Annotated in this window: 22 protein-coding genes and 1 tRNA gene; 8 read left to right on the top strand and 15 right to left on the bottom strand. The window is 65.0% G+C overall.

What is annotated here, in order from left to right; genetic code table 11:
* Positions 1-215: 215 nt before the first annotated feature.
* Genes ACSBM8_RS06480 through ccmC form a run of 8 tightly spaced genes read right to left on the bottom strand, consistent with a single transcriptional unit; the run spans position 216 to position 5,873 of the window.
* Positions 216-1,040, bottom strand: a complete 825-nt coding sequence (locus ACSBM8_RS06480; RefSeq protein WP_442681501.1) for a Crp/Fnr family transcriptional regulator — start codon at positions 1,038-1,040, stop codon at positions 216-218.
* 41 nt (positions 1,041-1,081) lie between these two features.
* Positions 1,082-1,708 carry a tetratricopeptide repeat protein gene (locus ACSBM8_RS06475; RefSeq protein ID WP_442680834.1) on the bottom strand — a complete coding sequence of 209 codons (627 nt, stop codon included), beginning with the start codon at positions 1,706-1,708 and terminating at the stop codon, positions 1,082-1,084.
* Positions 1,705-2,124 carry a cytochrome c-type biogenesis protein gene (locus ACSBM8_RS06470; RefSeq protein ID WP_442680833.1) on the bottom strand — a complete coding sequence of 140 codons (420 nt, stop codon included), beginning with the start codon at positions 2,122-2,124 and terminating at the stop codon, positions 1,705-1,707. Before ACSBM8_RS06470 ends, ACSBM8_RS06475 begins: the two co-directional genes overlap by 4 nt.
* A complete protein-coding gene (locus tag ACSBM8_RS06465) occupies positions 2,121-2,645 on the bottom strand; it encodes a DsbE family thiol:disulfide interchange protein (RefSeq protein WP_442680832.1) in 525 nt (174 codons plus the stop codon). Before ACSBM8_RS06465 ends, ACSBM8_RS06470 begins: the two co-directional genes overlap by 4 nt.
* On the bottom strand, positions 2,642-4,561 hold the full coding sequence (locus ACSBM8_RS06460; protein WP_442680831.1) for a heme lyase CcmF/NrfE family subunit: 1,920 nt from the start codon (positions 4,559-4,561) through the stop codon (positions 2,642-2,644). Before ACSBM8_RS06460 ends, ACSBM8_RS06465 begins: the two co-directional genes overlap by 4 nt.
* Entirely contained in the window at positions 4,558-5,007 is a 450-nt protein-coding gene (gene ccmE, locus ACSBM8_RS06455; RefSeq protein WP_442680830.1) for a cytochrome c maturation protein CcmE, read from the bottom strand. Before ccmE ends, ACSBM8_RS06460 begins: the two co-directional genes overlap by 4 nt.
* Before the next feature lie 3 nt (positions 5,008-5,010).
* Positions 5,011-5,160, bottom strand: a complete 150-nt coding sequence (locus ACSBM8_RS06450; RefSeq protein WP_442680829.1) for a heme exporter protein CcmD — start codon at positions 5,158-5,160, stop codon at positions 5,011-5,013.
* The gene (ccmC, locus tag ACSBM8_RS06445) at positions 5,157-5,873 is read right to left on the bottom strand and encodes a heme ABC transporter permease CcmC (protein WP_442680828.1); all 717 of its coding nucleotides are present in this window, start codon (positions 5,871-5,873) and stop codon (positions 5,157-5,159) included. The genes ACSBM8_RS06450 and ccmC overlap by 4 nt, the downstream gene beginning before the upstream one ends.
* Positions 5,874-5,956: 83 nt before the next feature.
* On the opposite strand from ccmC, the gene ACSBM8_RS06440 reads away from it, so the two are divergent.
* Entirely contained in the window at positions 5,957-6,868 is a 912-nt protein-coding gene (locus ACSBM8_RS06440) for a DMT family transporter (protein WP_442680827.1), read from the top strand.
* An 8-nt stretch (positions 6,869-6,876) separates the two neighbouring features.
* On the opposite strand, the gene ACSBM8_RS06435 is transcribed toward ACSBM8_RS06440, so the two are convergent.
* Both ACSBM8_RS06435 and ACSBM8_RS06430 read right to left on the bottom strand, forming a co-directional pair.
* Positions 6,877-7,923: a Glu/Leu/Phe/Val family dehydrogenase gene (locus ACSBM8_RS06435; protein WP_442680826.1), complete on the bottom strand. Its 1,047-nt coding sequence runs from the start codon at positions 7,921-7,923 to the stop codon at positions 6,877-6,879.
* Between the two features lie 73 nt (positions 7,924-7,996).
* Positions 7,997-8,073 (bottom strand) — tRNA-His (locus tag ACSBM8_RS06430).
* A gap of 147 nt (positions 8,074-8,220) precedes the next feature.
* On the opposite strand from ACSBM8_RS06430, the gene ACSBM8_RS06425 reads away from it, so the two are divergent.
* Positions 8,221-9,249: an ATP-dependent DNA ligase gene (locus ACSBM8_RS06425; protein ID WP_442680825.1), complete on the top strand. Its 1,029-nt coding sequence runs from the start codon at positions 8,221-8,223 to the stop codon at positions 9,247-9,249.
* Between the two features lie 36 nt (positions 9,250-9,285).
* Here ACSBM8_RS06425 and ACSBM8_RS06420 read toward each other — a convergent pair whose 3' ends face one another.
* A complete protein-coding gene (locus ACSBM8_RS06420) occupies positions 9,286-10,989 on the bottom strand; it encodes a thiamine pyrophosphate-binding protein (protein WP_442680824.1) in 1,704 nt (567 codons plus the stop codon).
* A 96-nt stretch (positions 10,990-11,085) separates the two neighbouring features.
* On the opposite strand from ACSBM8_RS06420, the gene rnc reads away from it, so the two are divergent.
* From rnc to ACSBM8_RS06395, 5 genes are all read left to right on the top strand, one after another.
* On the top strand, positions 11,086-11,763 hold the full coding sequence (gene rnc / locus ACSBM8_RS06415; protein ID WP_442680823.1) for a ribonuclease III: 678 nt from the start codon (positions 11,086-11,088) through the stop codon (positions 11,761-11,763).
* On the top strand, positions 11,760-12,653 hold the full coding sequence (gene era / locus ACSBM8_RS06410; protein ID WP_442680822.1) for a GTPase Era: 894 nt from the start codon (positions 11,760-11,762) through the stop codon (positions 12,651-12,653). Before rnc ends, era begins: the two co-directional genes overlap by 4 nt.
* Positions 12,654-12,739: 86 nt before the next feature.
* Entirely contained in the window at positions 12,740-13,654 is a 915-nt protein-coding gene (ku, locus tag ACSBM8_RS06405; RefSeq protein WP_442680821.1) for a non-homologous end joining protein Ku, read from the top strand.
* 158 nt (positions 13,655-13,812) lie between these two features.
* On the top strand, positions 13,813-16,377 hold the full coding sequence (ligD, locus tag ACSBM8_RS06400; RefSeq protein ID WP_442680820.1) for a DNA ligase D: 2,565 nt from the start codon (positions 13,813-13,815) through the stop codon (positions 16,375-16,377).
* A 152-nt stretch (positions 16,378-16,529) separates the two neighbouring features.
* Positions 16,530-17,804, top strand: a complete 1,275-nt coding sequence (locus tag ACSBM8_RS06395; protein WP_442680819.1) for a hypothetical protein — start codon at positions 16,530-16,532, stop codon at positions 17,802-17,804.
* On the opposite strand, the gene ACSBM8_RS06390 is transcribed toward ACSBM8_RS06395, so the two are convergent.
* The 4 genes from ACSBM8_RS06390 to ACSBM8_RS06375 all read right to left on the bottom strand — a co-directional run bounded on the left by ACSBM8_RS06390 (position 17,801) and on the right by ACSBM8_RS06375 (position 22,142).
* Positions 17,801-18,844: a hypothetical protein gene (locus tag ACSBM8_RS06390; RefSeq protein WP_442680818.1), complete on the bottom strand. Its 1,044-nt coding sequence runs from the start codon at positions 18,842-18,844 to the stop codon at positions 17,801-17,803. The genes ACSBM8_RS06395 and ACSBM8_RS06390 overlap by 4 nt on opposite strands.
* A 236-nt stretch (positions 18,845-19,080) precedes the next feature.
* A complete protein-coding gene (gene folE, locus ACSBM8_RS06385) occupies positions 19,081-19,683 on the bottom strand; it encodes a GTP cyclohydrolase I FolE (RefSeq protein ID WP_442680817.1) in 603 nt (200 codons plus the stop codon).
* A 342-nt stretch (positions 19,684-20,025) separates the two neighbouring features.
* On the bottom strand, positions 20,026-20,586 hold the full coding sequence (locus tag ACSBM8_RS06380) for a DUF6985 domain-containing protein (protein WP_442680816.1): 561 nt from the start codon (positions 20,584-20,586) through the stop codon (positions 20,026-20,028).
* Between the two features lie 47 nt (positions 20,587-20,633).
* Positions 20,634-22,142, bottom strand: a complete 1,509-nt coding sequence (locus ACSBM8_RS06375) for a YifB family Mg chelatase-like AAA ATPase (RefSeq protein WP_442680815.1) — start codon at positions 22,140-22,142, stop codon at positions 20,634-20,636.
* A gap of 230 nt (positions 22,143-22,372) precedes the next feature.
* Here ACSBM8_RS06375 and ACSBM8_RS06370 point away from each other — a divergent pair, with 230 nt between their 5' ends.
* Complete coding sequence (locus ACSBM8_RS06370) at positions 22,373-22,594, top strand: hypothetical protein (RefSeq protein WP_442680814.1); 222 nt, start codon at positions 22,373-22,375, stop codon at positions 22,592-22,594.
* The last annotated feature ends 37 nt before the right edge of the window (positions 22,595-22,631 follow it).

The following is a 22,631-nucleotide window of genomic DNA, read 5'->3' as shown; positions in this document are numbered from 1 at the left end:
GGCGGCGACGGAATTCACCGTCGGAGGCGTCGGAGCCTTCGGCCATTAGCCGTGTGTTCCAGGTTGACCCGTTCACCCAAGACGAGGAACCAGCCTCGGCGGAAATTGTTGTAACGAGCAACCAGGCAGCCTGAACCTCTGTCTGGCCTCCGGGTATAAGCTCCGTCGTGCCGGGCTGGGCCGGCGGGGCTGCCTTTGTCGATGCGACGGCGCGCCTAGCGCGGGTGAGATTCCAGGTAGAGATAATTCGGGTCGAAGCCCGCAAAGTCGCGGAGCTTGGTAACATCCGGGATTGAGGCATAGCCGTCGCGGACGACCGCGAGGTTGGCCTCCCGCAATTTGCGCAATGTACGGTTGACGTGGACGGGGGTGAGCCCGGTCATGTCGCCGAGATCCGCCTGGGTCAGATCGATCACGAAACCCTGGGGCGTCGCCTCCCCCACCGCCAGCAGCCGGGTGTGGAGTTCGCACAGGAGATGCGCGATCCGCACCGCAGCCGAATGGCCCAAACGCGCAATCCATTCCCGGTGGATCGCGGCGTCGATGACGGTCAGGAGCCACAGCATGCGCGCAAGATGCGGTTCGGTTTCGGTCAGCCTGCGCAAGGCGGCATGGGGGAATATGGCGACGCGTACGTCACTCATTGCCACGACATCATGATCCAGCCGCCTCAGCAGCAGACTATGGAGATCCACGAAATCGCCGGGCGAATGCAGGGCGACGACCTGCCGTTTGCCCTCGGACATATAATAGACCCGGCCGAGTAACCCATCCAGCAGCAATGTGCTGTGGTCCGCGGCCACGCCGGCGCGGATCAAGGTGTCGCCCTGCGGGTGCGTGCGCACTTCTACGGCCGCGGCCGCCAGCGCCGCGCGTTCCTGCTCCGACAGCCGATCCCGCCGCTCCAGTGCGCAGATCAGCACGCTGATCCGATCGAGATCGCGACCCGCAGCGACGGGCGCATCCTGCATCAGCACCGCCGCTCTTTGCCCCGAAGCCATGATGCCGCTTTCCATCCCATCGCCCGCGGCGATGACCATGACCACGATTCCCCCTTATGCGCGCACGGTCAAGGGGCTGGTCAACGGCCCGTCCGGAAGTTCTGCAGGAAGTTCAGCCGATCCGCGACGCGCAGCCGCCAGCGCGCATCGGCCGGCGCGTTGGCCAGCAGACTGCGCCAGATCGATTCGGCGGCCTCGATATCCCCCATCTGAAGATAAGCGAGACCCAGGAAGTATATAGGCGCTGGATGCTTGGGCGCGACGGCCGCCGCCCGTTGATAGGCATAAAGAGCGGCCGGGGTCAGCATGCCATCGGCATGCGCCTGGAGCGCGTTGCCGAGGCCCAGCCATAACGCCATATCGTCGGGATCGCGCATCAGGCCCGCGCGGAGGATGCCGGCGGCATAATCGGGGCTGCCGTTGCGGATCAGGGCGTCGGCGCCGTCCAGCTGGACGGCATCCGGACCGACCGTTTCCAGCCATACGGTGCGCTCATGCGCGAACAAGGTGTCGCCGCCACGACGCTGCCCGGCGCCTTCTGCCGGATCACCGCGCAGCGTGGGATTGCCCTGCCAGGCATAACCCGACAGCCCGAACAGCATCGCCGCCACCACCAGGCTCGCCACCTGGCGGCGGGACCGTACGACCGCGATGAGGACTGCCGCCGTGACGAGCGCCAACAGCAGGGAAAGGACCCAGCCGTTCATCCGCGCCGCCGCGATCGGAAGCTGCGGCGTGCCAAAACGAGGCCGGCGGCCAGGAGCAATATAGGGGCGACCCAGAGCAACCAGGTGGTGCGATCGAGCGGCGGATCATAGCTGACCCAGGATCCGTAGCGCCGCACCAGCCATGCCTGCACGGTAGAAGGTTTGTCCCCCGCCGCGATCCGCTGGCGGATCAATGCCCGCATGTCGCCGGCCAACTCGGCATTGCTGTCGGCAATCGACTGCCCCTGGCAGACAAGGCACCGGATCTTTTCCATCAATGCCCTGGCGGCCGCTTCCTGCCGCGGGTCGGCAAGCTGGGTATCGGACAGGGGCGCCGGCGGCAGATCGCTATCCGCGCGCAAAGGCGTTGCGAGCAGCAGGGATACCGCCAGCAGGATTGCGGGGCGAACGCTCATCGCGCGCTTCTTACCGCAGCCAGCACATCCGCGACATCCTGCGGATCGATCCCGCCCAATTTCTGATAACGGATCACGCCCTTGCCATCGACGACGAAGCTTTCCGGCACGCCCGAGGATCCCATCGCCATCTGAACCTGGCTCGCATTATCGGCGCCGATCGCGCGGAAGGGATTGCCGTTGCGCGCAAGGAAGCCGGCAACGGCGGCCGGCTTGTCCCTGATCGCGATCCCCACGATCGGCACGCCCGCATCCGCAAGCGCCTTCAGCTGGGGTGCCTCCGCCACGCACGGCACGCACCAGCTGGCAAAGAAATTCACGAGTTGCGGCCGCCCCGCCGCCAGATCGGTGCTGGCTATGCCGGGCAGACCATCGGTCGCGGGAGCGAGCCGGAAGACCGGAACCGGCGCCCCTATCATCTTCGAGCGGATCTCTTTCACCTCCGGCTTGGCCAGACCGTAGGTCAAACCCGAGGCCAGCAGAATGAAGCCGGCCAGCGGCGCCCAGCGCAGGACGCTCACAGAAAGCTCTCCTGGACGCGCTTGCGTCCCCGACGGAGGCGTCCGATCAGCGCAAGCAAACCGCCGATTGCGATCAGGGCGCCGCCGCCCCAGATCAGCGTCACGAACGGCTTCCACCACAGGCGCAGCTGCCACCGCCCCTCCCCAGCCGGCTTGCCCAGGACGGTGTAGAGCTGTCCATCGAGCGCGGTGTGGATTGCGCTCTCGCTCGTTTCGGAGGGCGGCGCCCAATAGGCCCGCGCCTGCGGTTTCAGGATCACCGCCCCCGATCCGCGCTGCGCCTCCAGCGTCGCTTCCAGCGCCTGCCAATTGGCGCCGAAGGTAGGCGACACACTGGCGAAGCGTATTTTATACGGGCCGACGGTCACCGTCTCACCGACCTGCGCCGCCACCAGCTTTTCCACCGTGAAACTGCTGTCGCAGGCGATCCCCGCAAGGCTGACCGCAATGCCGAGGTGCGCCACCACCATGCCCCATGTGAACAGCGGGGTGCGGAGCAGGTTTCGCCGCCACAAAGGCGCGACACTCGCCAGCCCGGCACCAATCGCCAGTGCCAGGCCCAGCAGCGAAAGAAGGTGCATGCCCGGTGCGGCAAGCCGGGCGCCGATCAGCACAGCTACGGTCAGGATCGCCGCCGGGGCCGCGCGGCGCAGCAACGGCCTGATCTGGTCATGCCGCCAGCGCAAGAGCGGGCCGACGCCGATCAAGGCCACCAGGATCAAGGCCAGCGGCCCGGCGGCTGCGTTGAAATAAGGCGGGCCGACCGACAATTTGGCGCCGGTGATTGCCTCGATGATCAGGGGATAGAGCGTGCCGACCAGCACGATGCCGAGGATGGCGGACAAGAGCAGGTTGTTGGCCACCAGCGCCCCTTCCCGGCTGACCAGATTGAAGCGCGCGCCTTCCTTGACGGTCCCGATCCGGGCACCGAACAAGGCCAGCGCGCCGCCGATATACAGGAATAACAAGATCAGCAGGAAGCTGCCGCGACGCGGATCGACCGCGAAGGCATGTACACTGGTAAGGATGCCCGACCGCACCAGGAAAGTGCCGATCATGCTCATCGAAAAGGCGACCACCGCCAGCATGACCGTCCACGCGCGCAGCCCGTCGCGCGTTGCCAGGACCGTGACCGAATGGAGCAACGCCGTGGCCGCCAGCCACGGCATGAGCGACGCATTTTCAACCGGATCCCAGAACCACCAGCCGCCCCAGCCGAGCTCATAATAAGCCCAATAGCTGCCCGCGGTGATACCCAGGGTCAGGAAGATCCAGGCGCCCAGCACCCACGGGCGCATCGCGCGCGCAAAGGCAGGACCGACGTCGCGCGTGACGAGCGCGCCGATCGCGAAGGAGAAGGCGACCGAAAGACCGACATAGCCGAAATAGAGCGTCGGCGGATGGAAGGCGAGGCCGGGATCCTGCAGCAGCGGGTTGAGGCCCTGCCCCTCGGTGGGTGCCGGGTTCAGCCGCGCGAACGGGTTCGAAGCGAACAGGAGAAAGGCGTAGAATCCGAGCGCGATGAGCGCCTGCCCGCCGAGTGTGGCGATGAGCGTGCGCTCCTCCAACCGACGTTCCAGCAGCGCGACCGCCGCGCCGGCGACGCCGAGGATCGTCACCCACATCAACATCGAGCCTTCGTGATTTCCCCATGTCGCCGCGAAACGATAGAGAAGCGGCTTCTCGCTATGATCGTTCTGGGCGACCAACAGCACCGACAGGTCGACGCGCACGAACAACCAGATCAGGAGGGCGAATGCGAACGCGGTGAGGACCGCTTGTGCGACCGCCACCGGGCGGATGAGGGAGGACAAGGACGCCGCCGTCTCCCTGAAGCTCCCGACCGCCAGTAGCAGCTGCAGCGCGCATAGCGCCGCCCCCAGCCATAAGGCCGCGAGCCCTGCCTCTGCGATCACTTCTTCAGGCTTTCGCTCTTGTGGACGCTGTCGCCTTCCAGGCTTTTCGCGACCTGCGGCGGCATATAGCGTTCGTCATGCTTGGCGAGGATCGTGTCGGCACGGAACTGGCCATCGCCATCGAAGCGCCCGTCGGCGACGACGCCCGACCCTTCGCGAAACAAGGCCGGGACGATGCCGGAGAAACGGACCGGGACGCTCGCCTGATTGTCGGTGACGACGAACAGGATGGTCACGCCGTCCGCCAGCCGCTTGAGCGACCCCTTCTGGACCATGCCGCCGAGCCGCACCGCGGCGCCCGGCTGAACATGATCCCGCATCACATCGCCCGGCGTATAGAAATACGCGGCCTGATCCTTAAGCGCTGCCATGGCGAGCAGGCCCGCGCCGATCACGGCCACCACCGCCACTATCGCCAGCGTCAGCCGCTGGTTCTTGGCCTTCATCGCTTACTCGTCACGCCGGCTGGCAAGCGCATTGGCACGCGCCTCCGCACGGCGCATGGCGAGCAGGCTCCAGAGGACGAGGCCGACCGTGCCGGCAATGGTCACGCCATAAGCGGCGATCACGAACGGCCAGGCGTTCAGGATCGCGCTCATGCTGCCGCCATCCGGCGCATGCGGGCCTCTGCCTTGGCATCGGCCAGCAGGGTGCGCATGCGCATCAGCGCCACACTTAGAAAGATCAGGGTGAACCCGGCGACCGCCAACGGGATCGGCCACAGCATGGCGCTGTCGATGGTCGATCCGCGCAGGCTGATACTTTCACCCTGATGCAGGGTGCGCCACCACAGAACCGAATAATGGATGACCGGCAGGTTCACCGCGCCGACGATACCGAAGATGGCGGCGATGCGCTGCCCGCCTTCTTCGCGCCCCGCCGCATTGGCGAGGGCGATATAGGCGAGATAGAGGAAGAACAGGACCAGCATGGACGTCAATCGCCCATCCCATTCCCACCACGTGCCCCAGGTCGGGCGGCCCCAGATCGATCCGCTCACGAGACAGATGGCGGCGTAGGTCGCGCCCGGCACGGCGACGGCGCGCGCCGCAACATGCGCCAGCGGGTGGCGCCAGACGAGTTGGGCAAAACTGGACATAGCGATGCCCGCCCAGCCGGCCATGCCGAGCCAGGCGGCAGGAACGTGGATATAGATGATCCGGACCGTTTGCCCCTGCAGATAGTCCTGCGGCGTGACGAACAGGCCGCCGGTCAGCGCAATCACGGTCAGCACCAGTCCTGACCAGCCGAACCAGGCGGTCAGCGGGCGCGCAATGCGCGTGAAGCGGGCGGGATTGGCAAAACGATGCATTGGACTTCATCGAGTATTACTCGAGACATTGCCCGGTGGAAAGGCGGGTTGCGCCGGTCGTTTCCAGCGGCCAAGCGCGCCCTATGACATCCCATCCTGCCGAACGCCGGTTGCGCGGAATAGCCATGCGCATCACGTCCGCGACGTCGTTCGCGTTGATGGCAGCATTGCTGAAGGCCGCGAGCGCCCGCGGCGTCTCGACGCCCGAGATGATCTTCTACCGCAACGGCTGGGCCTTGCTGATCGTCGCCACGTGGCTCACGCTGGGGCCGGGCTGGAAAGCGGTGAGGACGAAGGCGCCGGCCGCCCATCTCACCCGCTCGGCCGTGGGGCTGGTTTCAATGCTGCTCACCTTCGGCGCGCTGGCGCTGCTGCCCCTGGGGGAAGCGACGGCGCTGACCTATGCGGCGCCGATCATCGCGACGATATTGTCCGCCATCTTCCTGAAGGAGCAGATCGGCATCCGACGCTGGGCCGCGGTCGCCGTGGGCTTTGTCGGCGTGCTGCTGATCGCCCATCCCGGCAATGGCGGGGCGCCGATCGGCATCCTGATAGGGGTCGCCGCGGCATTCGGCCAATCGGCGGTGATGATCACCGTGCGCCAGATCAGCCGGACCGAAGACGTTGCCGCGATCGTCTTCTGGTTCACCATCTTCACGACCATCGCAGGGGCGGCAATGTTACCGTTCTTCGGCAGCATGCATGACCGGACCACGATGGTGCTGCTGGCACTGGCGGGCCTGGGCGGCGGGATCGGGCAGCTGAGCATGACCGCCTCGCTGCGCTACGCGCCCGTGTCGGTAGTGGTGCCGTTCGACTATCTGCAGATCGTGTGGGGCATCACGATCGGATGGCTGGTCTTCCTGACGCCGGCGACGCCCTTGGTCTTCGCCGGCGCGGCGCTGATCGCGGCAAGCGGCATCTATACCGCGTATCGGGAGCGTGCCCGGGGCAAGGAGCCGGCGGAGGCCCGCTCCATGCCCGAATCCAGCTGATCGGCGCCTCAGCGCCCGATCAGCGCCATGGCCATGCGATCGGCAACGCGTGCGGCGGTCTCGCCGCTCGACGCGCTGTCCGCCCAGATCGTTTCCAGCCGGCCGGGTATCTGGGTCAGGCGGGCTTCCACCTCGGCGCGATCGCCCTGCCCCAGATATTCCAGCGTGACATTGATGATGCCGCCCGCGTTGATGACATAATCGGGCGCATACAGGATGCCGCGCGCATGGAGCCGATCGCCGTCTTCCGGAGTCGCCAGCTGATTGTTGGCGCCGCCCGCCACGATCGGTGCGCGCAGCGCGGCAATCGAATCTGCCGTCAGGATCGCGCCCAGCGCGCAAGGGCTGATCACGTCTGCTTCGGTGGTAAGGATATCTGCCGCCGCGACCGTCGTGGCGCTCAGCTCGCCTGCCAAATTCGCGGCGCGGCCCATGTCGACATCGGCCAGCGTCAGCCGGGCGCCTTCACCCGCGAGCAGCCGCGCGAGACCACCGCCGACCGAACCGACACCCTGGATGGCAACGTGCACATTCTCGGCACTATCCTTCCCAAGGGCCTGCCGGATCGCCGCCTTCACGCCCAGAAAGACGCCCATGGCGGTCGACGGGCCCGGATCGCCACCGGCATGGCCTTCGTCGACCGGCAGGCCGGACACGTGCCGCGTCTCGCGCCCGATCGCGACCAGATCGGCCTCGCCCATGCCGACATCTTCCGCCGTAACATAACGACCGCCGAGCGATTCGACCGCGCGGCCGAACGCGGCCAGCATCTCCGGCGTCTTGGTGCGTGCTTCATCCGCAAGGATGACGCCCTTGCCGCCGCCGACCGGAAGACCGGCCATCGCATTCTTGAAGCTCATGCCGCGCGACAGGCGCAGCGCATCGGTCAGCGCAAGGTTGCCATCGGCATAATGCCAGAAACGGGTGCCGCCCGCCGCCGGACCGAGATGCGTGGAATGGATTGCAACGATCGCCCGCAGCCCGGATGCAGGATCCGAAAAGAAATGGACGCCTTCGTGCGCGTCGAAATCGGGCAAGTTCCACAAAGCTGGCATGAATCGGGCTCGCTAACAAAATTGCTTACCAGCGCAATAATCTTGTCAGCCGATCTTCGCCAGCCCTGAAAGATGGGGCGATCGACGGGGATTGAACCCGCAACCTCCGGTACCACAAACCGGCGCTCTAACCAATTGAGCTACGACCGCCACGCTGACCGCGCTGCCACGGCAAACGCGCCGCCGCCCCTTACGGGTGCGCTGGCGCTTCGGTCAAGCTACTCGCGCATCTTAAGGCTGTGCAACAGGAAATGAAGCGCGGGAGGAACCCCGGCGCGACGCTGCGGTTCGGAAAGGATGACGAAGCCGCCACCCCCGATTGCGCCGATGGAAGCGCGGCTGGTGGACGCCCTGCCCCGCGGGCCCGAATGGATTTACGAGCCGAAATGGGACGGCTTTCGCTGCATCGCGTATCGGGACGGCGATGCCGTCACGCTGATATCGAAATCCGGCAAACCGCTCGGGCGCTATTTTCCCGAGATGGTGGCGATGTTGGAGTCGCTGCCCGAACGCCAGTTCGTACTTGACGGGGAATTGACGATCGCGACCGGCGATACGCTTTCCTTCGCCGCGCTGCAGGCACGGCTGCATCCCGCCGAAAGCCGCATCCGAAAGCTCGCCGCCGAGACTCCGGCACAGTTGATCCTGTTCGATCTGTTGGCATTGGGAGGGCGCGACCTCGCGGAGTTGCCCTTCGCCGAGCGGCGCGAACGGCTTGCGGCGTTTTTCCAGGATGTGCAGCCGGATCGCCTGCTGCTGTCGCCCATCACGACCGACGCCGCGCAGGCGGACCAGTGGCTCGATCGCGCGGGCACCGCCCTGGACGGGGTCGTCGCCAAGCGGCTGGACCTGCCCTACCAGCCGGGCGTCCGGGCCATGGCCAAGCTGAAGCAGCATCGGACGGCCGACTGCGTGGTCGGGGGCTTTCGCTATGGCGGAAATGCGACGACTGCTGTTGGGTCATTGCTGCTGGGCCTTTTCGACGATGCAGGCCTGCTCAACCATGTCGGGTACACATCATCCTTCGATGCGGCGGAGAAAAAGCGGCTGCTGACGCAGCTCGAACCCTTGATCGGCCCGCCTGGCTTCACCGGCGACGCCCCCGGCGGGCCCAGCCGCTGGTCGACCGATCGCTCCGTGGAATGGCAATCGCTACGCCACGAACTGGTGGTCGAAGTGCGTTATGATCAGGTCACGGGGTGCCGCTTCCGCCACGGAACGACTTTCCTGCGCTGGCGGCCGGATAAGGCGCCCGGCCAATGCGGGATGGATCAGCTTGCGCGCGAGCTCAAGCCGGCCGAGCTGGAAGAGCTGATCGGCGCCTGACCCTGTTTATCGTCGGCGCCGACAGCCGCATAAACATCAGGCGACCTCACCGCCGGTCAGGTGCGCCCAGGTTTCCTTGACCTTCGCGACGCCGAACTTCCACGCCTTGCCGATTTCGATATGCGGCATTGTCGGGATCTCGTCCGGATCGACGAAGGCGTGCAGAATAGCGGGACCGGGCGTGGCAAGAAACGCGCGCATCGTCTCGGCCAGCGTGGCGGGATCGCGCGCCGTGAACCCCTCCGCACCGCAGGCGCGGGCAAAGGCCGCAAAATCGGGATTGGGGAAGGTCGATCCCTTGGTTGCGGGATTGCCCGCGCCTTCCATTTCTAAATGGACCATGCCCCAGCCGGCATTGTCATAGACCACGACCTTGACCGGCAGCTTGTGTTCCACGGTCGTCATGAATTCACCCAGCAACATCACCATGCCGCCATCGCCGACATGGAGGATGGTCTGGCGATTGCGATCCAGCGCCTGAATACCGTTGGCCATGCCAAGCCCCGTGCCCACCGCGGCATTGTTAAACGACGCCACGATACGCTGCGCGCCGCGTTGACGTGTCCAATTGCCGAACCACAGCGTGATCTCACCCGTGTCGGTCACGAACACCGCATCGTCATCCGCCTGATCGCTGGCCTGTCGCGCGACCGCCTGCGGGTGGATCAGATCCTTGCTGCGCGCGGGATCGGCTTTCTTGTCGAGCATGGCGTCCCAACTGGCGCGATCGGCGGCAACCTTGTCGAAGAAAGTGCGATCGGTGCGTTGCGGCAGCCGTTCGAGCAGCATCTGCAGCGCCGGCCGCACCGAACCAACCACGCCCAGCGCGATCGGGGTGCGTCGGCCGAGTGCGAACGCGCGCTCGTCGATCTGGATGACCTTGCCCTTCTTCGGGAGAAAGTCCGAATACGGATAATCGGTACCCAGCATCAGCAGCAGATCGGCGTCCCGCAGCGCATCCACACCCGGTTGTCCGCCGATCAGGCCCACCCCGCCGATCCAGTGCGGATCGTCATAGGCCATGATGTCCTTGCCGCGATATGTGTGCATCAACGGCGCATGCAGGCGATCCGACAGGGCGGCCAGTTCGGGCCTCGCGCCGTGGCAGCCATTGCCGCAGAAGACGGCGATCGATTCGGCGCTTGCGATCATGGCTAAAGCGGCATCGACATCGTTCGGCGCGGGCGCGACGTCCGGCCGGGCCCGCAAGGTCGCCAGGCTGGGAATCGGGCCAGGCGCCTTTGCCGCGAATATGTCGGGCGGCAGCGAGATATGGGCTACGCCACGCGCGCCATAGGCTTCCGCGATCGCCTGATGGAACACCGCCGGCGCCTGCGCCGGGCTGGCGATCAGCTGCGAATAGACCGCCACATCGTTGAACAAGGCGACCGGATCGTCTTCCTGCAGATAATCGGTGCCGCGCAATTCACTGGGGACATGCCCGGATATGGCGAGCACCGGCGCATGATCCTTGCGCGCTTCATACAGACCCGAGACGAGATGATTGGCACCGGGGCCGGTCGTGCCGCAGCAGACGGCGAGCCTTCCGGTCAGCTTGGCCTGTCCGGCGGCGGCGAGCGCCGCGCCCTCTTCGTGCCGTACGCCGATCCATTCGATCCGGCCGTCGCGGCGGAGCGCGTCGGTAAAGGGGTTGAGAGCGTCGCCGACGATACCGAAAATCTGCGTGACGCCGACCTTGGCAAGCGTATCCACGAGCAACTCGGCAACCGTTTGCGCCATCTTCTCTTCTCCGCTGAATGCCCCTCAACGCGGCAGTAAAAGAAGCGCTCCGCCAGGAATTGGACGCGGACGCCAGCTCGGCTAAGGCGTGGCGCAATGACGCCAGACACCACCCTTGCCACCTGGATCCAAGAGGCGCTCGGCCACCAGCCCCGCGATCTCGCCCTGTTTCGCCGTGCCTTGACGCATGGCAGCCAGGGCGGACCAAGCTATCAGCGGCTGGAATTTCTGGGCGATCGCGTGCTCGGCCTGTCGATCGCGACCTGGCTCTACGCGTTGTTTCCGGACGATCCGGAAGGCAAATTGTCGGCGCGGCTTAATGCGGTCGTCAGCGGTGAAGCCTGTGCCGAGGTCGGCCGTGAGCTGGGCGTGCCCGCGCACCTCATCCTCGGCAAACAGGCCCGGGATGATGGCGCACAGCTCAGCGACAATGTCGTCGGCGACGCCGTCGAAGCCCTGATTGGCGCGCTCTACCTGGAAACCGGGCTGGACGGCGCGTCCGCCTTTGTGAGGCGCGTCTGGGAAGGCAAGCTTGACCGCAGCGCCGCCGCCCCCAAGCATCCCAAATCGGCGCTGCAGGAATGGGCCGCTGCCCGCCAATGCCGGCCACCTGTCTACACCCTCGTCGGCCAGTCGGGCCCGCATCACGCCCCTTCTTTCACCGTCAAAGTCGATGTTGGCGGCAAGAAAGGCGGCAGTGCGACGGCCGAAGGCGCGTCGAAGCAGGAAGCCGAAACCGCCGCCGCCACCGCCTTGCTGGAGAAACTGACATGACGCAGCATTGCGGACTGATAGCCGTTGTCGGCGCCCCTAATGCGGGCAAATCGACCCTGGTCAATGCGCTGGTCGGCCAGAAGGTCGCGATCGTCAGCCCCAAGGCGCAGACGACGCGTACGCGCCTGCTCGGCATCGCGATCGAGGGCGAGTCGCAACTCCTGCTGGTCGATACGCCCGGCATCTTCGATCCACGCCGCCGGCTCGATCGCGCGATGGTGGCCGCCGCCTGGGGCGGCGCCGACGGGGCCGACCTGATCGCGCTGGTGATCGATGCCAAAGGCCGCTTCAACAGCGCAGCCCGGGCGGTCGTCGATGCGGTCGCCGCACGGCCCGAACCCAAGATCGTGATCCTCAACAAGGTCGACGTGTCGGACAAGGAACCGATGCTCGGCCTCGCGGCCGAATTGCAGGCGATGCTGGATCCGGAAGCCATCTATTTCGTGTCCGCGCTGTCCGGCGACGGTGTCCCCCAGCTGAAAGCGGAGCTTGCCAAGCGCGTTCCGGAGGGGCCGTGGCACTTTCCTGAGGACCAAGTTTCCGACGCGTCGGAACGCATGCTCGCGGCCGAAGTGACGCGCGAGCAACTCTACCTCCAGCTTCGCGCGGAGCTGCCCTATGACAGCGCGGTCGAGACGGAAAAGTATGAGGAAAAAAAGGATGGGTCGGTCGCGATCCATCAGCAGATCCTGGTTGCACGCGACACCCAGCGCGCGATCATCCTCGGCCATCGCGGCGCCCGGCTGAAGGAGATCGGCCAGAAAGCACGCGAGGAACTGACGCGGATCACCGGCCAGAAGGTGCATCTGTTCCTGCACGTGAAGGTCAACCCGCGCTGGGAAGAGGACCGCGATCTCTACAAGGACATCGGGCTGGATTGGGTGGAATGACGCGCGCGTTCGCGCAACCATTTAGGATCATTGGAACCCCCGCCCCCCTCACGCTTTGAATCGGCTTCGTAACGAAGGACCGAGCAATGGCAGCGCGCGCCTACTGGCAGGGGCAGATCCGGCTGGCCCTGGTTTCAATTCCCGTCGAAATCTATTCGGCCACCAAGAGCGGTGCGACGGTCGCGTTCAACCAGATCCATGAGCCGTCGGGTGAGCGCATCAAATATGAAAAGGTCGCGCCCGGGATCGGGCCGGTCGATCCGGAAGATATCGTCAAGGGTTTTCAGTATGAAAAGGGCAAATATGTCCTGATCACGGACGACGAAATCGAGGCGGTGAAGCTGGAAAGCAAGAAGACGTTGGAGCTCACCCAATTCGTCGATTCCAGTGAAATCGACGCCATCTATTATGACAAACCCTATTTCGTGGTTCCCGCCGACGATCTGGCCGAGGAAGCCTTCGTCGTGCTGCGCGAGGCGCTACGCAAGGCGAAGAAGGTCGGCCTGGGCCAACTGGCGCTGCGCGGCCGCGAATATGTCGTGAGCCTCAAGCCCTGTGGGCGCGGCATGGTGCTGGAGACGTTGCGCTATGCGGACGAGGTCAACAAGGCCGCGTCCTATTTCCGCGACATCGCCGAAACCAAGCCGGACGAGGATCTGCTCGATCTCGCCACCAGCCTGATCGACAAGAAGACCGCGCGTTTTCACGCCGACGATTATCACGACCGCTATATCGATGCGCTGAAAGAGCTGATCGAACGCAAGCGCAAGGGCAAGACGATCGAGATCGAAGAGGACCAGCCGGCGCAGTCGCGCGGCTCCAACGTCGTTGATCTGATGGCCGCACTGAAGCGCAGCCTGGAAAAGCCCAGCGCGGCCAATGACAGCGCGGTGAAGACCAAGCCCGCGAAAGCGCCTGCGAAAACGTCCGCGGCGAAGAAGGCGGCGGCGAAGGACGATGAGGCGCCCGCTAAGCGAGCGCCGGCACGGAAACGCGCGTGAGACTTCCGCCCCCTACTCCCTTCCCCCTGGTGGGGGAGGGTCGGGGAGAGGGGATCGGGCAAGCGGGCTCGATGCCCGTTTGCCCGAATAAAAGGTTAAGCCTCGCGTTGCGCGCTCGCCCCCTCTCCCAACCCTCTCCCATCAGGGGAGAGGGCTAGATGGCGCGAAGCTCGATCAAACAGGCGGCACCCGATCTGCTCGCCAAATATAACGCCAAGCGCGATTTCAAGCAGACCGCCGAACCTGCCGGCATTGCCGACAGCAGCGGCCGCAATATCTTCATGGTGCAGAAGCACGATGCCACGCGGCTCCATTGGGATTTCCGGCTGGAGCTGGACGGCGTGCTCAAGAGCTGGGCGGTCACCCGCGGCCCCTCCCTCAACCCGGACGACAAGCGCCTCGCCGTCCGGACCGAGGATCATCCGCTCGCCTACGCCACGTTCGAGGGCACGATCCCCAAGGGCCAATATGGCGGCGGCACGGTGATGTTGTGGGATCGCGGCATCTGGATCCCGCATCCGGGCAAGGACCCGCGCAAGACGATCGAAGAAGGCCATCTCCACTTCACGCTCGAAGGCGAGCGGATGAAGGGCGCCTGGCTGATGATCCGGCTGAAACCGCGCGGCAATGAGAAGAGCGAAAACTGGCTGCTCCGCAAAATTCAGGACGAATATGCAGGCGGCAGCGGTGAGCTCGTCGATGGCGCACTGACCAGTGTCGTTACCGGTCGGACGATGGTCGAAATCGCCAGCGGCAAAGGCGGCAAGAGCGAGTGGCAATCCAACCGAGCCGACGGCGGTCAGCCCGACGCCGCGACCCCGGCGCCGAAACCAGTCACCCGCAAACCGGCCAAGCGCACCGCAAGCAAGATGCCGCCGTTTCAGGCGCCGCAGCTCGCGACGTTGGTCGATCATATACCGTCGGGCTCTGGCTGGCTGCACGAGATCAAATATGACGGCTACCGCACATTGGTTGCCGTCGGCGGCGGCAAGGCCAAGACCTTCACCCGCACCGGCCTGGATTGGTCGGATCGCTTCGGCGCCGTCGTCGAGGGCGCATCCAAGCTTCCCGGGTCCGCGCTGCTCGATGGCGAGGTCGTGGCGCTGGACAAGGATGGCCGACCCAGCTTCCAGGCGCTGCAAGCCAGCCTGAAGGAAGGAAACGGCACCTATGCCTATTTCGCCTTCGATCTGCTGGCGCTGGATGGCGAGGATCTCACTGGGCTTTCCAATCTCGATCGCAAGGAACGGCTCAAAGCCTATCTGATCGATGCGCCCGCCCCGATCCAATATTCCGATCACGTCCTGGGCAATGGCGAGAAACTGTTCGACAGCTTGTGCCAGCAGGGGCTGGAAGGTGTGGTTTCGAAACGCGCCGATGCGCCTTATCGCGGGCGCCGCTCACAGAGCTGGCTGAAGATCAAATGCCTGCACCGCCAGGAATTGGTGATCGTCGGCTGGACGCCATCCGACAAAGGCCGGGGCTTCCGCTCACTGCTGCTCGGCCTGCATGAGGGCGGCGAGCTTCGTTACGCGGGCAAGGCTGGCACCGGCTTCGGCATGGCGATGATCGACGAGCTGATGGCGAAGATGGCGCCGCTCGAGCAAAAAGAACCGACGGTGAAGGCGCCGCGCGCCGCCGTGCGTGGCGCGCATTGGATCAAGCCGCAGCTTGTCGCCGAAATCGCCTTTACCGAATGGACCGACGAGGGCGTCCTGCGCCATCCGAGCTTTATCGCTTTGCGCGAAGACAAACCGGAAAAGGAGGTCGTCCGCGAGATACCCGCCCCGCTTTCGGACGGAGCGCCGGCGAAAGCCAAGGCAAAAGCAAAGCCCAAAGCCAAAGCGGCCGCGCCCGATCATGCAGGTGTGACCGTGAGCAATCCAGGACGGGTTATCTATCCGGAAAGCGGCATCACCAAGGGCCAGCTTGCCGATTATTATGCGGTGATGGCCGATCCGATCCTGGATTGGCTCGCCGATCGCCCGGTCAGCCTCGTCCGCTGTCCCCAGGGCCGCGCCAAGGCCTGTTTCTTCCAGAAACATGATGCCGGCAGTTTCGGTGATGCGGTCAAGCATGTCCCGATCCGCGAGAAAGACGGCCATGACGAGCCCTATCTCTATCTGGACGATGCGCGTGGCATTCTCACCTGCGTGCAAATGGGCGCGATCGAATTCCACGGCTGGGGATCGAAGGTTGCCGACGTCGAGATGCCCGACCGGCTCGTCTTCGATCTCGATCCCGACGAGGGGCTGGGCTTCGACGAGGTCAAGAAGGCGGCGTTTCAGCTGCGCGACGTGCTTGGGGAAATCGGTCTCGCCACCTGGCCGCTCCTGTCCGGCGGAAAAGGCGTGCACGTCGTCGCGCCGCTCGACGCCAGCCGTGATTGGGTTGCGGTCAAGGATTTTGCCAACCGCTTTTCCAAGGCGATTTCGCAGGCGCATCCGGAACGCTTCACCGCAAATATGAAGAAGGTCGAACGGCGCGGCCGGATCTTTCTCGACTGGCTCCGCAATCAGCGCGGGGCCACTGCGGTGCTGCCTTACACGGCGCGCGCGCGCCCCAATGCGCCGGTGGCGGCGCCGGTCACCTGGGCGGAATTGGAGGATATCGACGCGGCCGGCCACTTCACGATCGCCGATGCCGAAACGTTGCTGAAACGCGCCGGATCGCGTGATTTGCAGGGGTGGTGCGGGGCCAAACAGCGGCTGCCGGATCTATAGGAGCACCACGTCTGGTTGCCTGGCCCCGCGCACAGGCATATAGGCGCATCACCTCACCGGTGGCGGCTTCGCCCCCGGGACACATAAAGGCGCAGCTTCCCTTGGGGATTGCACGGCAGAACTTACAGGCGGACGACGAAGCCTTGCTCGACATGACTATCGCCGAGACTCAGGCTCCTGGGCCGGTAGAGCTCGATCCGTTCGCTTTTCATCCCGGTGCGGCGAGCCGCATCGAGGGCCTGGGCGGAGCAGAATCGGCGCCGACGCCGGAATATGTTTTCCACACCCCCTATGTCGAGACGGCGCTGGGGCGGGTGACGTTTCATGTGCGCTTTCATGATCTTAGCGCGAAGAGCGGCACGATCATGTTGCGGGTCCACATGCTCTCGCTGGAACCCGGTAGCCGATCGAGCATGATCAACAGCGAGCGGATCGCGTTGAACCGCCTGATACAGCAGGGCGGCGAAGTCTCGGTAAGCTTCGAAGGTTTTCACAACGTCGTCTACGCCTTGGTCGCGGTTCTGCCCGGCGAGACCGACGCCCGCGCGAGCGGTGTCACGGTTACGCTGGACCGGCCGGCCGATCCTTCCGCGCGCCGGACCCAGGGCGCGGAAGCGAAGGGCACCGCTTACGGCAAAACACCGCTGACGCCGGCGCCGACGTTGCTGTCGATGAGCCGCCCGACACTGGCGAGCCCCGTATCCCAGCTGGCGACGACATCGCAGTTGCGCGAGCCCCCCGCCAACGACTGGATGGTGCGGCTACGCCCCAAGGGCGAAGAAGGCATCGAGCATTGGCGCAAAGTCTACACGCTGCAGGTTTTGCGGCGTTACGGCATGCTGGAACAGGGCGCGGTCGGCCTCGGTTTCGAACCGTCGCCCAGCGGCGTGCCGGCCGCCCTTGCAGCGATGCATACGCGCGTCTGCATCGCCTTCCCCGCCCGCCCCGGCCACCCCGTTCCCGCGGAAAAGCTGCTGGAGGATCTGCGCGGGCGCGCGCCATGCGACGATGACGCGTTCGCGCAGAATGTCAGCGCACGGATCGCATCGTGGCGGACCATCCCTGACGATCTGGTCAACTTCGACTTCCTCTGGTCCGCGCGTGCCAATGAGCGGCTTTACTCGGTCGCAGCCGCCGCCAAATTTGTCGAAGATACGATGGGCTGCCTCCGGCCGGGCGGCCTTGCCGTCCACACGATGAGCTACGACCTCGCGCCCGGCGGCCGATCAACGCCGTCGACCGACCGCGTGTTGCTGCAGCAGAATGACGTCGAACGGCTATCGCTCGTCCTGGTCTCGCGCGGTCATGAGGTTGCGCAGTTCAAGTTCGAGGTGAAGGACTGCATCCTCGCCGACGGCGCGAATCATGGTGCGGCGCGGCGCACGATGGTTGGCCTTGTTGCACGCAAGGCCCGCCTGCCCGATTAAGCGGCCTTGCGCACCAGTATGCCCAGGCAGGTTGCGATAAAGCCGTCGGTCGCGACCTTGATATGATGCCCCGGCTGCAGCCAGCTATCTAATCCCTCGAAGCCATCATGCTGCCATGGCGGCAGATCGATAAAACGATCGAGCACCTTGTTGCCGGGATCGAAATTCAGCTCCGCCACGACATGGCCCTTGGCGCGCAGCCGTGCCGCCAGCGCCTCGATATGGCGCTGCTGGAAGAGCACGGATGGCCAATTGTCGATCGTCGGACCGTCATTCTCGATATTGAACTCGGTCGTGTGGACCGAGATGCCGCCCGGCTTGATCGTGTCGAGCGAACGTTCGATGAATTCCAGACCCTTCTCGATCGTGCCGAGATGTTCCAGGGCGCAGACCGACCAGCAGAAATCATAGCCCGCCAGATCTGCCGGGATCGCGGTCATATCGACCGGCCTGAAATCGACCAGCCGATCGAAATCGTCGCGGGACACCAGCTGCGGATGGAAGGCGTTTTCCAGCCCAGACGCGTGCTGGTTGGTTTCCACCCATCCGCGACCTGCGGCCTCCTCAATCGGCAGGTCTGTGACAGTCGACGCCACGCCGCGCGAGGCGAGATAGCTGGACAGCGGCTCGGATCCGGAACCGAAACCCAGCCCGCGCAGGTCGGGGCGGAAACAATCATTCTCGTGAAAGGCCTGCAAGATGTAGGATAATTCCCACAATTTGCGGTGGAATAGTACCGGCACCCGAAGCTCCCCGCACCAATGTGCCGCCCAGTCGCTTTCCAGATCGGCCTGCGTCGAAAGACTGGTCTGCAGGCCGACATGGCGGGCTACAGTGTTGCCAGGCGGCGGAAGAGCGGCGGCCAATTGGCCGGCAAGCTCATAACCCAAACTCTTAATGTTTAGGCTCAGGATTCGAATATTACGAACGAGCTCGCCGAGATGGTTGAGGTTTGGCTGCGACTGTGGGTTCACTATCTCAAGGATCAGCCGCAGCTTCTCATAATCCTCACCGGTCAATGCGATTGGCGCATTCACCACCTCAGGAACTTTTCGAGAACGCCAGAATTTCCAGTTCATTCAATCATCCAATAAGCCGGGACGAGGGCCGTGCAACGTCGCGAGTGCCTGCCTGACCGCCACTGCACGACGCCCGATTAACGGCAGCAGAGCATCTGATCCATTGCGATGACGGAGCAGTCGGCCAGCAGCATTTTCGCAATGACCGGCGGCTTGCGCTGCAGCATCGGGAAAAAGCGGAACGCCGCAGATTGCCGTCAATAGCCCATCAGTGCCAGCACTTCGCGGCGGCTGCGCTCGTCGTCACGAAAGGCGCCCATCATCCGGCTGGTCGTCATGGAGACGCCGTGCGTGCGGACGCCGCGGCCGGTCATGCAGCCGTGCGACGCCTCGATCACCACCGCCACGCCCTGGGGCTGGAGATGCTCCCAGATGCAATCGGCCACCTGCGCGGTCAGCCGCTCCTGCACCTGCAGCCGACGCGCGAAGCCGTGCAGCACGCGCGCCAGCTTGGATATGCCCACGACGCGATGGACCGGCAGATAGGCGATCGCGGCCTTACCGACGATCGGCGCCATATGATGCTCGCAATGCGACTGGAACGGTATGTCCTTCAGCAGCACGATCTCATCATAGCCGCCGACCTCTTCGAACGTCCGGGTCAGATGGTGCGCCGGATCTTCCTCATAGCCGGCGCAATATTCCTTCCACGCCCGTGCCACGCGCTTGGGCGTATCCAGCAGCCCTTCCCGCGCGGGATCGTCGCCCGTCCAGCGCAGCAACGTCCGGATCGCATCCGCGACCTCGGTCGGCACGGGCAGTTTGGACATGTCGTCTTCGGGTTCGGTGGTACCGGTCATGGCACCACCTTAGTTGACGATAGGCGCAAGGCGATAGCCCAAAGCGTCGCCAATCTGCGCCCTGCCCTGATGCGCCGCTTGCGACCGCACCCCGGAATCCGGGGCATATCAAAAAAACATCAGATTCGAACTTGATGATTTTACCGATATGGTTCGTTTGGCCTAAAAGCCTGCACAGTCGCGAACGATCGTGGCTAACTCACCATTTCAAAGAGCGTAAACAAGTTTAGCGGCGGCCGGGTCTCAACCCCTGTCGCGTGCTGCGCAGTACAAATTTGTTCCTGTTTTGTCCATCGAAATCCGCCAGCCCAACGCCTCATGGACTATGCGAGGATGCCGCCGTCAGCCGACCGGCTTGGCCTCGGCATGATCTTTCGCAATCCACGCCAAAACGGCCGTGTCGGCGCCGCCCGAGCGTACGATTTCCGTACCCATCATTATCAGACCATAGCCATGCTCTTCGTCCCACCCCGCCGAAAAGATCAGGCCGTAATAGGGCTGCGCGGCCGGCTGTGCATGGGGCACGATCTGCGTGAGCGACACGGCTGACCGAGCCCGCGGCTCGTCCCAACCGTCCGCGGGGAGCCAGAGATCCAGCTCTTCCCCGAGCCAGTCGTTCGCCGCGCGCAAATTGTCGATGTCGCCCAGAATGGCCGTGAGAACAGCGCGCTCGATCTCCGCGTCATGATTCAGGATCCAGCGGCAACCCTCGATCATCAGGGGATCCGGATGCCCCTTCCCTGGCAGATCGGAGAGATAGGCCTCGACGGTGCCTGGCGGCTGACCGTCCGCCGCGAGGCTTGCCAGCGCAGGGAGCGGCAGCGCCACCAGCCATTCGTCCCAGCTTATCTCACGCAAAGGTGGAAGCCCGTCGAAAGTCAGCGTTCCTTCGTCATCGACCATCGCTTGAGTACCTTCGTGCAACCCTTCACACAGCCGGCAGGATCTTCTTAATTGAGCGCCGGCCGCAGCCGATAGCTCAATGCCTCGGCAATGTGGACACGCCCGACCGCATGTGCACCCGCCAAATCCGCGATCGTGCGCGCGACACGCAGCACGCGCGTATAGCCGCGCGCGGACAGGCTCATCGACGCCGCCGCCTGCGCCAGCAAAGCCCGCCCGGCTTCATCCGGCGTTCCGTGCGCCTCCAGCAACTCGCCATCGACCTCCGCGTTCGTGCGTACGCCATGCCCTGAATAGCGCGCGGTCTGGGCCGCGCGGGCCTTTTCCACCCGGGCCCGCACCTCGGCCGACCCTTCCGAGGGCGGTGGCAGGACGAGGTCGGCGGCACTGACCGCGGCCACATCGACGTGCAGGTCGATCCGATCGAGCAGCGGGCCGGACACGCGCGCCTGATAATCCTGCGCGCAACGCGGGGCGCGGCTGCACGCGCGGGCTGCGTCCGAAATGTGGCCGCAGCGGCAGGGGTTCATCGCCGCCACCAGCTGCACGCGCGCCGGGAACGTCACATGGGCATTGGCGCGCGCGACCTGGACCTTGCCGGTCTCCAGCGGTTGACGCAGCGAATCCAGCACAGACCGCTGGAATTCGGGCAGCTCGTCCAGAAACAATATGCCGAGATGGGCAAGGCTCACCTCCCCCGGCTTTATCCGCAGACCGCCGCCGACGAGCGCGGCCATCGAGGCCGAGTGATGGGGGCTGCGGAACGGCCGGGCACGGGACAGCCGGCCGCCCTCCAGCGTACCGGCAACGCTCGCCACCATCGACACTTCCAGCGCTTCGGCCGGGGTGAGGTCCGGCAATATGCCGGGCATACATGCGGCCATCAACGATTTGCCCGCGCCGGGCGGGCCGACCATGATCAGATTATGTCCGCCGGCGGCCGCAATCTCCAGCGCGCGCTTGGCGGTTTCCTGACCTTTCACCTGCGCCAGATCGGGCCCGCGCACCGCGGCATCGGCCTCTCCGGGCATGGGCGTGGCCAAGGGACGTATGCCGCGGAAATGATCGAGCAGGGCCATCAGATCGGGTGCGGCCACGACTTCGATCGAACCGGCCCAGGCCGCTTCGGGGCCCTGGGATGCCGGACAGACGAGGCCAAGCTCGCGCTCCGATGCGTGCAGAGCGGCGAGAAGCACGCCCGGCGCCGGCGCGATACGCCCGTCCAGCCCGAGCTCGCCGACGACGGCATAGGCCGCCAGCGTCTCCGCATCGATCACGCCCATTGCGCCCAGCAGACCGAGCGCGATCGGCAGATCGTAATGCGATCCTTCCTTGGGCAGATCGGCCGGGGAGAGATTGACCGTGATCCGCTTGGGCGGCAGCGACAGGCCGATCGCACTCAGCGCGCCCCGGACGCGCTCGCGGCTCTCCGCCACCGCTTTGTCCGCAAGACCGACCACGACAAAGGCCGGCAGACCCGGCGTGACCTGCACCTGCACTTCGACCGAACGCGCCTCCAGCCCTAGAAAAGCGACCGTCTGAACCAGCGCGACCATGCTTACCCCTGTTCCCCGCCTGTTCTTCTTAGCGGCGACTTTGGTCCGCTGTCGAGCGTCATCGGCGCGGCCACGATCCGACAAACCGGCACGGCAGCGGTTGAATCATTTCGATGCCGGTACCATATTCCTCCTCTGGCCGATTGTACGGCCAGCCACAGTTTGGCTCCGCTGGCCTGCTTGTGACGGCGGCATTTGGTCCGCGCACCAGCGTGAAGGATAATGGTCGCATGTCGAGAATCCTCCTCCGGCCGTATCTCGTCAGCAAGCAGGAACAGGGGGATTTCCGGATCACCGTCCGCACGACCCGCCTGAATTCGCAAGGATATCCGCTGGTCTCGACCGAGATCCTGCCGGACAGTTTTCGCACGGCGACCGCCGCCCGCACCTATCTGCGCGAACAATATCGCGCCGAACCCGCCGATATCGCGACGCAGACCAAGGCGGCCTGACACCCGCCCCGCTCCCGTGTCAGGGAGCGGGGTTGGC

Origin of the sequence: Sphingomonas sp. ASY06-1R (assembly GCF_052180265.1) — a bacterium.
GTDB lineage: Bacteria > Pseudomonadota > Alphaproteobacteria > Sphingomonadales > Sphingomonadaceae > Sphingomonas_I.
Note: the sequence above shows the minus strand (reverse complement) of the source record. Positions and strands in the feature narration are given on the sequence as shown.

Bases quoted from the DNA above. Each gene is read 5' to 3' on its own strand.
- era (WP_442680822.1), top strand. From the start codon at position 11,760: ATGACGCAGCATTGCGGACTGATAGCCGTTGTCGGCGCCCCTAATGCG.
- ku (WP_442680821.1), top strand. From the start codon at position 12,740: ATGGCAGCGCGCGCCTACTGGCAGGGGCAGATCCGGCTGGCCCTGGTT.
- ligD (WP_442680820.1), top strand. From the start codon at position 13,813: ATGGCGCGAAGCTCGATCAAACAGGCGGCACCCGATCTGCTCGCCAAA.
- ACSBM8_RS06475 (WP_442680834.1), bottom strand. From the start codon at position 1,708: ATGAACGGCTGGGTCCTTTCCCTGCTGTTGGCGCTCGTCACGGCGGCA.
- rnc (WP_442680823.1), top strand. From the start codon at position 11,086: ATGACGCCAGACACCACCCTTGCCACCTGGATCCAAGAGGCGCTCGGC.
- ACSBM8_RS06450 (WP_442680829.1), bottom strand. From the start codon at position 5,160: ATGAGCGCGATCCTGAACGCCTGGCCGTTCGTGATCGCCGCTTATGGC.
- ACSBM8_RS06420 (WP_442680824.1), bottom strand. From the start codon at position 10,989: ATGGCGCAAACGGTTGCCGAGTTGCTCGTGGATACGCTTGCCAAGGTC.
- folE (WP_442680817.1), bottom strand. From the start codon at position 19,683: ATGACCGGTACCACCGAACCCGAAGACGACATGTCCAAACTGCCCGTG.
- ccmC (WP_442680828.1), bottom strand. From the start codon at position 5,873: ATGCATCGTTTTGCCAATCCCGCCCGCTTCACGCGCATTGCGCGCCCG.
- ACSBM8_RS06480 (WP_442681501.1), bottom strand. From the start codon at position 1,040: ATGGTCATCGCCGCGGGCGATGGGATGGAAAGCGGCATCATGGCTTCG.
- ccmE (WP_442680830.1), bottom strand. From the start codon at position 5,007: ATGAAGGCCAAGAACCAGCGGCTGACGCTGGCGATAGTGGCGGTGGTG.
- ACSBM8_RS06425 (WP_442680825.1), top strand. From the start codon at position 8,221: ATGACGAAGCCGCCACCCCCGATTGCGCCGATGGAAGCGCGGCTGGTG.
- ACSBM8_RS06395 (WP_442680819.1), top strand. From the start codon at position 16,530: ATGACTATCGCCGAGACTCAGGCTCCTGGGCCGGTAGAGCTCGATCCG.
- ACSBM8_RS06435 (WP_442680826.1), bottom strand. From the start codon at position 7,923: ATGCCAGCTTTGTGGAACTTGCCCGATTTCGACGCGCACGAAGGCGTC.
- ACSBM8_RS06470 (WP_442680833.1), bottom strand. From the start codon at position 2,124: ATGAGCGTTCGCCCCGCAATCCTGCTGGCGGTATCCCTGCTGCTCGCA.
- ACSBM8_RS06440 (WP_442680827.1), top strand. From the start codon at position 5,957: ATGACATCCCATCCTGCCGAACGCCGGTTGCGCGGAATAGCCATGCGC.
- ACSBM8_RS06375 (WP_442680815.1), bottom strand. From the start codon at position 22,142: ATGGTCGCGCTGGTTCAGACGGTCGCTTTTCTAGGGCTGGAGGCGCGT.
- ACSBM8_RS06380 (WP_442680816.1), bottom strand. From the start codon at position 20,586: ATGGTCGATGACGAAGGAACGCTGACTTTCGACGGGCTTCCACCTTTG.
- ACSBM8_RS06370 (WP_442680814.1), top strand. From the start codon at position 22,373: ATGTCGAGAATCCTCCTCCGGCCGTATCTCGTCAGCAAGCAGGAACAG.